Origin of the sequence: Psychromonas sp. (assembly GCF_047632995.1) — a bacterium.
In the GTDB taxonomy this organism is placed as follows: domain Bacteria; phylum Pseudomonadota; class Gammaproteobacteria; order Enterobacterales; family Psychromonadaceae; genus Psychromonas.
This window is the reverse complement of record NZ_JBLIEK010000013.1, coordinates 1-13,650: the sequence shown is the minus strand read 5'-3', so window position 1 is coordinate 13,650 and position 13,650 is coordinate 1. Positions and strand designations below refer to the sequence as shown.

At 42.6% G+C, this 13,650-nt stretch carries 9 protein-coding genes; 4 read left to right on the top strand and 5 right to left on the bottom strand.

Annotated features, from left to right (window positions below; genetic code table 11):
• The first annotated feature begins 7 nt into the window (after window positions 1-7).
• From ACJAT7_RS04105 to ACJAT7_RS04090, 4 genes are all read left to right on the top strand, one after another.
• Complete coding sequence (locus tag ACJAT7_RS04105; protein ID WP_415225527.1) at window positions 8-1,477, top strand: GGDEF domain-containing protein; 1,470 nt, start codon at window positions 8-10, stop codon at window positions 1,475-1,477.
• Between the two features lie 385 nt (window positions 1,478-1,862).
• Window positions 1,863-3,215, top strand: a complete 1,353-nt coding sequence (ppnN, locus tag ACJAT7_RS04100) for a nucleotide 5'-monophosphate nucleosidase PpnN (RefSeq protein ID WP_415225526.1) — start codon at window positions 1,863-1,865, stop codon at window positions 3,213-3,215.
• A gap of 1 nt (window position 3,216) precedes the next feature.
• The gene (gene xni, locus ACJAT7_RS04095; RefSeq protein WP_415225525.1) at window positions 3,217-4,014 is read left to right on the top strand and encodes a flap endonuclease Xni; all 798 of its coding nucleotides are present in this window, start codon (window positions 3,217-3,219) and stop codon (window positions 4,012-4,014) included.
• A gap of 193 nt (window positions 4,015-4,207) precedes the next feature.
• A complete protein-coding gene (locus tag ACJAT7_RS04090; RefSeq protein ID WP_415225524.1) occupies window positions 4,208-5,932 on the top strand; it encodes a hypothetical protein in 1,725 nt (574 codons plus the stop codon).
• Between the two features lie 72 nt (window positions 5,933-6,004).
• On the opposite strand, the gene ACJAT7_RS04085 is transcribed toward ACJAT7_RS04090, so the two are convergent.
• The 5 genes from ACJAT7_RS04085 to ACJAT7_RS04065 all read right to left on the bottom strand — a co-directional run.
• On the bottom strand, window positions 6,005-6,925 hold the full coding sequence (locus ACJAT7_RS04085; RefSeq protein ID WP_415225523.1) for a D-2-hydroxyacid dehydrogenase: 921 nt from the start codon (window positions 6,923-6,925) through the stop codon (window positions 6,005-6,007).
• A gap of 104 nt (window positions 6,926-7,029) precedes the next feature.
• A complete protein-coding gene (locus ACJAT7_RS04080; protein ID WP_415225522.1) occupies window positions 7,030-8,649 on the bottom strand; it encodes an NAD(P)/FAD-dependent oxidoreductase in 1,620 nt (539 codons plus the stop codon).
• A 154-nt stretch (window positions 8,650-8,803) separates the two neighbouring features.
• Window positions 8,804-10,369, bottom strand: coding sequence for a Na+/H+ antiporter NhaC family protein (locus ACJAT7_RS04075; RefSeq protein WP_415225521.1), 1,566 nt, complete (start codon window positions 10,367-10,369; stop codon window positions 8,804-8,806).
• Window positions 10,370-10,469: 100 nt separating this feature from the next.
• Window positions 10,470-11,939 carry a glutamate synthase subunit beta gene (locus ACJAT7_RS04070; protein ID WP_415225520.1) on the bottom strand — a complete coding sequence of 490 codons (1,470 nt, stop codon included), beginning with the start codon at window positions 11,937-11,939 and terminating at the stop codon, window positions 10,470-10,472.
• Window positions 11,939-13,650, bottom strand: a 1,712-nt coding sequence (locus ACJAT7_RS04065; protein WP_415225519.1) for a glutamate synthase-related protein, incomplete at its 5' end; no start/stop codon positions are given. The genes ACJAT7_RS04065 and ACJAT7_RS04070, both read right to left, overlap by 1 nt.

Sequence of the window (13,650 nt, the reverse complement as noted above, 5' to 3'; positions counted from 1 at the left end):
ACTATATATGACCTCCCCAATAGCTGTTATAACGCTACTTCAACAGTTATTAAAAAGAACTGCCCGACAAGACAAAAAATTTGATCATTATCAAATTGGGTTCTTAAAAAAACTACGCGTTAGTCCCTCTGAGAAAATAACAATCCAGCTCCTTGATGAGTGCACAGATCAACTTAATCAGTTAGAGATCCCATTCGAAGATACGCTCTCTGAAGGACGATTAATCGCGTCGCAATCACAGCTGCAGTTACAAAGACTACCTAGACTGTCTGAATCTGTTAATAATAAAATAGCCCAGGCGAAGTCTGTGGCACAACCTTACACTATTATTGAACACCACAATGAAATCACTGACATTATCAAAATTTACCAGCGTGTTGTTATTGAACTAAGTAATAATAAAAAAATAGCAGCAAGCACAACTGACAGTGACCAATCTTCTCAATTGAATGACCTATCTGACGAGTTGCAGCTGCTTATCCTTAATATGGATATTGGTGATGCATATATCAAGCAACTCGAAGCTATCCGCCTGAAAATAGTCAGTGCAGATAGCCCGCTTATGCTGCCTCAGTATTGCATGAGTATTATCACTATTATCGTTGATAGCACGCGAGAAGAACGTCGCTCATCGCGTCACTTTTTATATACGCTAAATGATAGCCTGACACAGTTTTATCTTGGTTTTTCAAACAATGTAAAACATGCAATACACGCTTTTGAAGAGCAACAGCAATGTGTTAAAAACATACAAAAACAATCTTCCCGCCTCAAAAAAGATGCTGAAAACGCCAGCGATATGATCTCATTACGCAATAATATTTTTACTTATGTTGAAAGTGTCGAGCAACTAATTAAAGATAGAGCGGAAGACAAAGAACATAAGCTTCGCCAGCAATTCCAAAATATGGAGAGGGAAATAAAAGAGCTGCAAAATGAAACACAAAATTACCAAAACACGCTTAAGCTGCAAAACAAACAACTGCATATTGATTTTCTAACTAAAATCCCAAACCGTGCAGCTTGGAGCGAACGTTTGCAAATTGAATTTACCCGTTATAAACGTTACCAGCATCCACTTAATTTGGCGATTATTGATATCGATAAATTCAAAAAAATCAATGATACATTTGGCCATCTGGCAGGTGATAAAGTATTAAATGTAATCGCACAAACATTACAAAAATCACTGCGCAATGCGGATTTTATTGCCCGCTATGGTGGTGAAGAGTTTACCGTGTTACTTCCCGAGATCACCTCTCAACAGATGCAACTTGCGCTGCAGAAGCTTTGCGATGTTATAAAAAAGATCCCTTTCAAATTTAAAAAAGAGAATATCAGCATTACCATTTCCATCGGCTGCTGTAGCTTTGTTGAAGATGATGATATCGACAGCGCTTTTGAGCGTGCGGATAGGGCCCTTTACCATGCTAAAAATAATGGCCGCGGCCGTGTTGTTTATTTTGAAAAAGAGTAACTCATTGCTTTAAAAAGAAAAAGATGGCAACTCTCTCTTTTTAGCTTATGCTTATATGCAGACGACTGAATATACAGTTGCAAGATAAAAGTGCTGAGTTTATCTCCCTTTAATAAATCAGAATTTCTCGTCACTTATCAACTTGGTTACTTATCAACTTAGTCATTCTGCATTCATAAATTAGTCACAATTTATTATACCAATTCCACTCATTAGATGATCTATTTAGGCGCAGGAATAATGGATGAAAGCAAGGCATTGATTGCAGTAACTAGTTGTTCTAATTGCAAAATCAATAACGCAGCTAGCATTCATTCTAACAAGCATAAATGAATAGATAATTAGTGGATTTGGTATTATCACTCATTAGATTCAAGGAAACGCGATGATCACTCATATCAATCCCGTCGGTAGCATGGCTTTATTATCACAACTTGAAGTAAACCAATTAAAAGCCAGTGCCGCATTCGATACTTATCAAATATTTCGTAACTGCTCTCTTGCAGTGCTTAATTCAGGTAGCAATACGGACAGCAGTAAAGAGATACTGGAAAAGTATAAAACCTTTGAAATTAATGTGTTACGCCAAGAGAGAGGGGTTAAAATTGAATTACAGAACCCCCCTGAAGAGGCGTTTATTGATGGTGAACTGATCATTGGGATCCAGGAACATCTGTTCGCTGTTTTACGCGATCTGTTATACGTAAATACACAATTGCGCCTGCCTGACCAAGATGTAAATTCTACGACACAAATTACCAGCTTAATTTTTTCAATTTTACGTAATGCGGATATCTTAAAACCCGGCGTTGAACCCAATATTATTGTTTGTTGGGGAGGTCATTCAATCAGCGATAGTGAATTTAGCTATACCAGTGAAGTCGGCAGTCAATTAGGGCTTAGAGAGTTAAATATTTGCACCGGCTGCGGCCCCGGTGCGATGGAAGGTCCAATGAAAGGAGCGGCTGTCGGTCATGCCAAACAAAGAGTCACTAATGGCCGTTATATTGGCCTCACTGAACCGGGTATTATCGCTGCCGAGCCACCGAACCCCATCGTTAATGAACTGGTTATTTTACCTGATATTGAAAAACGCCTCGAAGCCTTTATACGCATTGCGCACGGTATCGTGATTTTCCCAGGCGGCCCGGGCACGGCCGAAGAGTTATTGTATATTTTGGGCATCATGATGCACCCGGAAAATAAGCGCCAGCCCTTACCTATTGTTTTAACGGGTCCCAAAGAAAGTGAAGCTTATTTTCAAGCTATCGATCAATTTATTGGGGATACGCTTGGAAAAGAGGCACAGCAGCACTACCAGATTATCATTGACGATCCATCATTAGTTGCGCAAGTAATGAAAAAATCGATGCATAAGGTCACTGAATATCGCCGTGCAATTGGTGATGCTTACTCCTTTAACTGGTCGCTTAAAATTGCTCACCCTTTCCAACACCCCTTTACCCCGAGCCATGAGAATATGGCTAATCTTGCATTGCACCATGATCAACCCGGCGAGCAATTAGCATCAAATTTACGTCGTGCATTTTCCGGCATTGTCGGCGGGAATGTTAAAGAGGACGGGATCAAGTCAATTGAGAAATATGGCCCGTTTGAATTGCGAGGTGAAAAACAGTTGATGGAGAAAGTTGATACGTTATTGGGAAGCTTTGTTAAACAGGGGCGCATGAAATTACCCGGCACTGTTTATACGCCCTGTTATAAAATAATGCGTTAAGATGATTGCCACACTGCTTATCATAGATGCAATGAATCTGATTCGGCGCATCTATGCCGTACAAGAGAAGCAATATGGTGAAACAGATGCAGCGCTTATTGCCACAGAAACGACTGTTTGTAATGCGCTTAAAAAGCTTTTACATATGCACCAACCCACACATGTTATCTCTGTCTTTGATAGCCATGCGCCGAATTGGCGTCACCATTTATATCCAAACTATAAACAGGGACGTAAACCTATCCCGCCTCTTTTAAAACAGGATTTAGGTAAAATTCAAGATCTTTTTTTAGCAATGGGGGTAGAGTCTCTGCTGAGTGAAAGTGATGAAGCGGATGATCTGATTGCTACGCTTGCAGATAAAATCGCCCAAAAAAAGCAGAAATGCATTATTGTTTCTACCGATAAAGGCTTTTATCAGTTACTTAATTCGCAGATCATTATTTATGATTATTTTCAGCATAGTTATACAGATGCGATCGCGGTAGTCAATAAAATGGGCTTATCCGCTAAGCAGTTATGTGACTATTGGGCCATTACCGGCATTTCCAGCAGCGCCATTAAAGGGGTGGAAGGAATCGGCAGCAAAGGCGCATTAGCACTCATGCAGCAATTTAATAGCCTGGATAATATGCTCCAGCAACCTGCTGATGTGAAGGATAAACGCTTAACAAAAGCAGTTCAATCTCGCGAAGATGCGCTACTCGCCAGAGAACTCGTTACCTTACAAAAAGAGATCACACTGGGCTTTAATTTACAGGATTTGCGCTATCCAGCAGTTTCCAGTGGAAAAACATAATCCGATACCGGTATTGAGTTCAACTTATCAATAAGAGATATATACTCTCGCTACTTGAAGATGCAAATTCCTGCATCTTCAAGTGCGTAAGTATAAGTACAGTGAGAATAAAATCACAAAAACATAATCTTAGGTAGCCATCGTTTTTTTTTTAGGTAAGATGAAGCCACTATTATCCACAGGAGAGAATCACTTGAAGAAAGTATTAATCGTCGCAGCTATTGCTGCTGCAGGTGTTGGAGGTTACATTTTTAACCAGCAGCAAGGCACATCGACAGCATACAATGTCTTAGAGTACGTACCTGCAGACACCCCTATATTTACAGGTCAACTCACCCCTTTTCCACTCAAAGATTATCTCTCTTCAATGCCGATTATGGCTAATCCCGCAGAGCAACTTGCGAATGATTTAGATGCTGACAATACGCCAAAGATCAATTTCTTCTTAAATATATTTAACACCTATCAAGAGGGATTAAAAAATCCGGATGCACTGATCAAAACATTTGGCTTTCCGGAGGAATTACGCGCTTACTTCTACACCTTAGGTTTATTACCCGTTTTAAAAGTTGAAATAGAGGATCCGCAGGCGGTTTGGGATCTGTTAGATAAAAATGAACTTGAAACAGGTTATACCCATCAAAAAGGTACACTGCAGTCATTAAATTATCGGGCCTATCCATTAACAGATAAAAACGATCCGGCAATGGTGGAGCTAATTATCGCCATTGATCAGGGGCTGTTAACCGTTACCCTTAATACCTCTTATAACGATCAGGTTTTATTAGCCACCGCACTTGGTTTGACAAAAGTTGAGCACTCATTAGCAGCTTCGGGACAAATTGAAGAGATAATTAAAACTCATGGCTTTGAACAATCCAGCGTTGGTTTCATCAATCATATCGAACTCCTTAAAGGTTTGACCACAACAGATGGCAACCAATTAGCCCGTCAAATAGTCGCTATCGAGAAACAGCTCAATGAAGAAAGTCCGCTTGCTGCTGTCCGTAACCCTCAATGTGCAAGTGATTTTGCAAGCATAGCCAACAACTGGCCGCGCACCGTTTTTGGTTACAAGACGCAAGATATCAGTGCGACAGAATCAACTATCTCCATTGACACTGTTATTGAAAGCAAAAATCAGGCTATTTTAAACGCTCTGCAATCACTGCGTGGCTATATCCCAGAGTACACAGCGGATATAGACAATAACGTCTTTGCTATGGCTATTGGGCTTGATGTGAGCCAATTAGCGGGTTCACTTAATGATATTTGGAGTGATTTGCAAACACCAAGTTACACATGCCAGCCGCTTGCCGAGATGCAGGCAACAATCAGCCAATCAGGTGAGTCGATAGGTATGATAGGTATGAGTGCGGCCATGGCTAATGGGATAAAAGGTGCCAGCTTCGCCGTCCTCGATTACACCATAAGCCAGGTCAATGATCAGCCCGAACTGGAAAGCCTGGATGCACTCTTTACCCTATCTGCAGATAACCCTGAACAGATTTTCAATTCAGTTAAAATGTTTGCACCACAATTACAACAAATTCAGCTCAGCAATGATTCAGAGCCGATCGATTTGACCTCTTTTTTCCCAATGCCGGCACAATTAAAGTTAGCACCTAAACTGGCGATTAAGGGTAACCATCTGGTTATTTACAATGGAGAAAAGGGCAAAAAAGTTGCTGATACGCTTTCTTCTGAACCGTTAAGCAAAAATGGGATTTATAATTTATCCTTTGATTTCAAAAAGATGTTTACACCTATCGTCACTGCAATAGAGTTAACGGGTGAAAGCGTACCTGAAGAAGCGATGTCTTTAATCAACTATGACGCGCGCATGAAAATGGGCGTCGATGTCAATTCACAGGGTATTATTTTTGACTCCTATGTGAATAGCAAAGCGGTAAAATAAACAGCTTAGCAATTCTATTTAACAGCTGACCTCGGTCAGCTTTTTTTTTACTTTTCTATAACGACTCACTTTTTATAATGATTCGATGTTTTTAACTATCTCATTCATTAATGTTGCCCGTGCTTGTGCACTCGCCCATGCAATATGGGGGGTGATCAGTAAACGAGATTGCGCCTGCACCGAAAAGTAGGGATGGTCTTGCTGCATCGGCTCAATAGCCAGCACATCAGTGCCATGATAGAGTTCTGAGTGATCCAGCGCCTTCGCCATCGCTAATTCATCAATAATACCGCCACGCCCTAAGTTAAGTATAACTGCCCCTTTTTTAACTAAGGTTAACGCTTTTTCATCGATCAAGTTTTCCGTTTGCCCGTTCAATGGGGCATGAATGCTGATAATATCGCAACTTGACAGAAGCGTATGTAAATCAACTTGCCTAATTGCTTGCTCAGTGTTCTTTCCTGAGGTTGAGTAATAACAAAGCTCACAGCCAAATACCTGTGCAATTTCAGCCACTCGCTGCCCGATGGCGCCCATCCCGATAATCCCCCACCGTTTTCCTTTTATTTCAAAAAACGGTTTCTCGATATGGGTAAAAGTCGGACTGTCGCACCATGCTTTGCTTTGTGTGTAATGGTCGTAATAACGGCTCTGATGAATCAATTGCAATAGCATAGAAAATGTAGATTGGGCAACGCTCTCGGTTGAATAACCACTCACATTTTTAACCACTACCCCCGCCTTTTCGGCAGCAATCAGATCCACATTGTTAGTGCCTGTTGCGGCAATACAAATTAATTTCAGCTGCGGATTAGCGTCAATAGTTGCCTTATCAATGATCACCTTGTTAGTGATAATCACTTCATTATCTGCAATATGGACTAAACGTTGCTCATTTTCGGTGACCGGATAAGCGCTGAATTCACCCAGTATATTTAACATCGACAAATCACTGTCGCCTAATGTCAATGCATCCAATAATACTATTTTCATATTGATTCCTATTGATAAAAGCGTTAACTAAGGTACGGTTTTTCTTCCGCAAACTGAATCGCCGATAACAGAATGTGTAAAGCACAAAATCAAGGTAGAGGCCGTTATTTTTTAATCATATCTAATGCCAGCGCTTCAGCGATTTTAATGCCGTCAATGCCCGCCGATAAAATCCCCCCTGCATAACCGGCCCCTTCACCGCCTGGATATAAACCTTTAATATTAAGACTCTGATAATCGCTACCGCGCTTAATTTGCACCGGTGAAGAGGTACGCGTTTCAACTCCTGTTAGCATGGCATCTGCGGTGGCAAAACCGCGTATTTTTTTATCAAATGCAGGCAGCGCCTCACGAATCGCATCAATGGCAAAACCGGGCAGACTGGTACTTAAATCTGTCATTTTTACATTAGGTTTATAGGAGGGTTCAATCGGGCCAAATGGTTTGGCATCTTGGGCTGCTAAAAAATCGCCCACACGTTGCGCCGGTGCATCGTAATTACTGCCACCAAGAATATAGGCATGACGCTCTAATTTACGCTGCAGCGCTATCCCCTGCAGTGGATCGTTATCAAAGTCACTTGGTGAAACGCCCACCACAATTGCACTGTTGGCATTGCGCTCACTGCGCGAATATTGACTCATACCATTAGTGACAACCGCTTCTTTTTCTGAGGTTGCGGCAACCACTACGCCACCCGGGCACATACAAAAACTGTACACACTGCGGCCATTTTTGCAGTGATGCACTAATTTATAGTCAGCCGCGCCTAAAATAGGATGCCCGGCATTAATGCCAAAACGACATTTATCAATCATCTCCTGCTTATGCTCAATACGAAAACCCACCGAGAAAGACTGCGCTTCCAGATGTACGCCCTTATCGTGCAACATAGCAATGGTGTCGCGTGCACTATGGCCAATCGCCAGCGTAACGTGGTTAGAGTGAATCACTTCCCCCCCGTTTAAGGTAACACCTGTGACTTGCCTGTTTTCACCTTGACCTTCGATATTGATCTCTTCGACACGTGTTTCAAAACGAATATCACCGCCAAGTTCGATGATTTTGCGGCGCATCCGCTCAACCATAGTGACCAGTTTAAAGGTACCGATATGCGGTTTACTGACGTAGATAATCTCAGCTGGCGCGCCTGCTGCGACAAATTCTTGCTTTACTTTTAACCCTAAGAAATTGGGATCTTTCACTTGGCTATATAATTTACCATCAGAGAAGGTGCCGGCACCGCCTTCACCAAACTGTACATTGGACTCGGTATTTAACTCCCCTTTTCGCCAAAAACGAAAGGTGTCTTTAGCACGTTCATGCACCGATTTACCGCGCTCTAAAATAATAGGGTTAAAGCCCATCTGCGCTAAAATCAATCCAGTAAATAGGCCGCAAGGCCCCATACCGATTACGATTGGACGCTCAGTTAAATCAGCCGGCGCTTGGGCCACATATTTATACTGGGTATCGGGCGCATTACGCACATTTTGATCTTTCTCAAAGCGTTGTAACAAGGCACTTTCATCGACATTTTGCAGGGTGACATCAAGCGTATAGATCAGTGTGATCACATTGCGTTTACGCGCGTCATAACCACGCTTAAAGAGGTGAATATCCAGCAACTGTTCCATTGTAATCGACAGCTTATCTAATACAAATGCCTGCAGTGCATCATCACTATGATCGAGTGGAAGTTTAACTTGGTTTAAACGTATCATGGGTTCACCTGACAAAATAGAGCTTAAGAATTAGGCGCGTAGTTTACGTTATCTCAATGCAAAATGAAATTGCCAAGAAGATCCGCTTATGCATCCATTGCAGAAAAAAAAACCAGCAATAAGCTGGTTTTTTATCACAGATAGAAACAGTTCGTTATCTTGTGGAAAAGATCTTCATCATAATAATGGCTAAGCTAAATGCCGCAGAGCAGGCAAGCAGAGAGGCGGTCATTGAAGCGGTGAAACCTAACACCACAAAACCTATGGCCGAAATCGATGCCACTATCAAAGCATATGGCAGCTGAGTTGCTACATGGTCAATATGCCTGCAACGAGCGCCTGTGGATGAAAGGATAGTGGTATCGGATATTGGCGAGCAGTGATCGCCAAACACTGAGCCTGCCAATACCGCGCTTAGCATAGGTAACATCAGTGTGATTTCTGTTGCCGCCGCCATATCACCGGCAATGGGTAGCATTATTCCAAATGTTCCCCATGACGTTCCCGTCGCAAAGGCCATTGCACCTGATAAGATAAATAAAATTACAGGTAACCATTGTAAACCTATATTACCCTGCACTAATGATGAGAGGTAAGCCCCTGTTTTCATATCCCCAATCACACTGCCAATTGCCCAAGCAAAAAACAGAATAATAATCGCCCCAAACATTGATCGAGCGCCAATCCACAATGCTTTAGCAATCAGAGAAAAGGCAAGCTTTTGCTTTAATACAATAACAAAGGAGAAAAGTAAGCCAACAAGTCCGCCATAACAGAGGGATTTACCGACATCGGTATTTTCAAATGCGCCCAGTACAGAAAAATCGGATCCATTTGCGCTTAGCGCTTGATTACCTGTATAGAGCATGAAAAACAGCGTTGCTATAATTAGGGTAATAATCGGCAGGATCAGATCTGAAACTTTGCCTTTTTCACTTTCATCTATTCCATATTCATCATGCAGATTAACAGCGCCATGATCATTGCCTTTTATGGAACCTTTTTTTTCAGCGTCACTTTCATGGGTTTTCATCAAACCAATATCGAGCTTGAACCAGATCACAGCAAATACCATTAACAGGGTAAATAGTGCATAAAAGTTCATTGGAATTAAGCGCATATAAGCACCCAATGGCGAATAATCGACGATCCCATGGCTCAGTAAAATACCGCCAATAATGGTCATAATATACGCCCCCCAACTCGAAACCGGCATCAATATACAGATAGGTGCCGCTGTGGAATCAAGGATATAAGCAAGCTTTGCCCGTGACACATTAAATCGGTCCGTTACCGGACGGGCAATAGAGCCGACGGCCAAGCTATTAAAGTAATCATCAATAAAAATAAACACGCCTAAAAAAGCCGCTAAAAATGCGGCGCCACGCTTATCTTTGATATGATCCAACGCCCAATTAGCAAAAGCACGCGTCCCGCCTGAAAGCGTCAATAACGCCGTCATCATGCCCAGTAATAATAGAAAGGCAACAATGCTCATATTCCAGCTATTAATGCCGCCCTCTTCAATAACAACGCCTTTAACGGTATTAAAAATATAGCTTGCGCCATTTGCAAAAGAGAAATCAACTAACAGCAAGGTACCTAATACGATCCCTACACCTAACGAAAGCAATACTCGACGAGTAATAATAGCTAAGCCCAACGCAACAATCGCTGGCAAAACCGACAGCGGCGACGCTGCAAAATCGATTAACATCATCTGTTTTTTACCTTTATCTTTATTTTTGTCTTTATAATGAAAAACCCCCTGCTCCTTAACAGAGAGGGGGTTTATTTCTCACAGAATGTAATGCGAACGTTTAGTCCGCTAACATTAATGAGTGATCGATAGACTCTAAATTTGAAGAGCCCATTAAGTAGGTATCGATAGCGCAAGATGCTTCTCGCCCTTCGTTAATACAACGAACAATCAATGATTGTCCGGTACGCATATCACCCGCAGCAAATACGCCTTTCTGACTCGTCTGGTAGTCAGTTGTTTGTACATTACCACGCTCATCTAAAGCGATCTTAAGTTGTGCTAGTGCACCTGTTGGCTCTGGGTGTAAGAAACCCATTGCCAAGAAGGCTTTAGTACAAGGGATTGCACGCACACTGCCTTCAATCTCTTTGAAGTTAGGACGTTGACCCGGCGCGGCTTCTTGCCACTCGATGTCTGCAACCACTAGCTCTTTAACGTTACCGTTTTCGTCACCGATAAATTCTTTGGTTAAGATTGACCAGTGGCGATCTACCCCTTCTTCATGTGAAGTGGTGGTTTTTAAGATCATAGGGTACGACGGCCAAGGCATATTAACAGTGCGTTTCTCAGGTGGAACCGGCATGATTTCCACTTGCGTTACGCTTGCTGCGCCATGACGGTTTGATGTACCCACACAGTCAGAGCCAGTATCACCACCACCGATAACCACAACGTGATCGTCTTTAGCGTGAATCTCTTCTGTTTTAATATCCATGCCATTGGCACGACGGTTATTTTGACCTAGGAATTCCATGGCAAAATGGACGCCTTTAAGATCTCGACCCGGGATTGGTAAATCACGCGGCACAGTTGATCCGCCCGTTAACAGCACAACATCAAACTGGTTACGTAACTCTTGGGCGTTGAAATCCACACCTATGTGCGCATTCACCACCATCTTGATGCCAGCGGCTTCCATCACTGCGATTTTACGATCGATGACATCCATACCAAGTTTAAAGTCAGGAATACCAAAACGTACTAAACCACCGACCTTTTCATCACGCTCATAAACAGTCACGGTGTGACCGGCACTGTTTAGCTGCTCTGCTGCCGCTAATCCGGCAGGCCCAGAGCCAACAATTGCGATTGTTTTACCCGTGCGAGCGGTAGGAATCTTAGGTTTAACATAACCATTCTCATAAGCTTTTTCGACAATGGTTTTTTCGATATTACAAATAGTGATTGGATCTTGGTTAATTCCAAGAACACATGATGTCTCACAGGGAGCAGGACATACGCGCCCAGTAAATTCAGGAAAGTTATTGGTCGCGCTTAGAATATCCCACGCTTCCAACCAACTTTCACGGTAAACCGCATCATTGAATTCAGGAATGATATTACCAATCGGACAACCGTTGTGACAAAAAGGCACACCACAGTCCATACAACGAGAAGCCTGGTCAACTATTTTGTCACCAAACTCATCGTTTTTTACAAACTCTTTATTATCTTTGAGACGCTCGACTACCGCTACTTTCGGTGGTAGTTCACGACCTAATTCTAAAAATCCAGTAGGTTTACCCATTATGCTTCTCCTTTGCCGCGAGTAGCTAATACTGCTTTGTAGTCACGTGGCATTACTTTCACTACTTTTGCTAAGCTTGCATCAATATCCGCTAAGAATGCTTTAGCTACATTCGATTCGGTTAACTGCAAATGTTTAGTCACTTTAGCAATCAATAATTCTTTATCTGCTTGCTCTAATGGATCCAGATCCACAAGTTCCATATTACACTTGCTGGCAAAGGTTCCATCTTGATCCCAAACATACGCCACTCCACCACTCATACCGGCAGCAAAGTTACGACCTGTCGTACCCAAAATGATGGTGATGCCACCGGTCATATATTCACAACCATGATCGCCAACACCTTCTACAACCACTTCTGCACCCGAATTACGTACACAGAAACGTTCACCGGCCAAACCATTAATATATGATTCGCCCGACGTTGCGCCATAGAAACAGACGTTACCGACTATGATATTGTCTTTCGCCACCAGGTTTGAGTTACGGTATGGATAGACCACTATTTGGCCACCCGATAAACCTTTACCCCAGTAATCGTTGGAATCACCTTCAACGGTAAACTCAACCCCTTTAGCTAAGAAACAACCAAATGATTGACCTGCAGAGCCGGTAAATTTAACCGTCATAGGCTTTGGCAGCCCCTGATCTTTATAGATCTTCGATATTTCATGCGACAGCATAGTGCCACAACTGCGATCAGTATTGAAGATAGAGAAATCACCCGATACCGCCTCACCGTTTTCCAGTGCAGGCTTTGCAAGTTCAATCAGTTTTCTATCCAGTATCGCGTCAAGATTATGATTTTGACCGGTCTGGTTAAATAAGCCGTCTTCAGCTTTAGGGGTTTCTTTAAATAAGATTGTACTTAAATCTAAGTTTTTGTATTTCCAATGCTTGATATCTTCACGCACTTTCAGATTTTGCGTCTGACCAACCATTTCGTTGATTGTTGCATAACCTAATTGCGCCATGTTTTCACGCATCCCTTCTACCAGGTAGTTAAAGAAAGTCACCACATCATCAACACGACCATCAAAACGCTCACGTAATGTTTTGTTTTGTGTCGCAATGCCCACTGGACAGGTATTTAGATGACACTTACGCATCATAATACATCCTTCAACAACCAGTGCAGCCGTAGCAACGCCCCATTCTTCAGAGCCTAACAATGCCGCAATGGTTAAATCGCGTGGCGTTTTCATCTGACCGTCAGCTTGTAACACGATACGGTTACGTAAGCCGTTTTTAATCAGTGTTTGGTGCGCTTCTGATAAGCCCAATTCCCACGGCAGACCCGCGTGACGGATTGAGGATACAGGTGATGCACCCGTACCGCCGTCAAAACCAGCAATTAAAATAACATCCGCTTTTGCTTTAGCAACACCGGATGCGATTGTACCAACACCCGCTTCTGATACTAACTTAACGTTAATACGGCATTTGCGGTTGGCGTTTTTCAAATCGAAAATAAGCTGCGCTAAATCTTCGATCGAGTAGATATCGTGATGCGGCGGTGGTGAAATCAGACCTACGCCAGGGGTTGAGTGGCGAGTACGGCCAATCCAGTCATCCACTTTGTGGCCGGGTAGTTGACCGCCTTCACCGGGCTTCGCACCTTGAGCCATCTTAATCTGAATTTCAGCCGCATTAGTTAGATAGTACGACGTTACACCGAAACGACCCGATGCTACCTGTTTGATAGCAG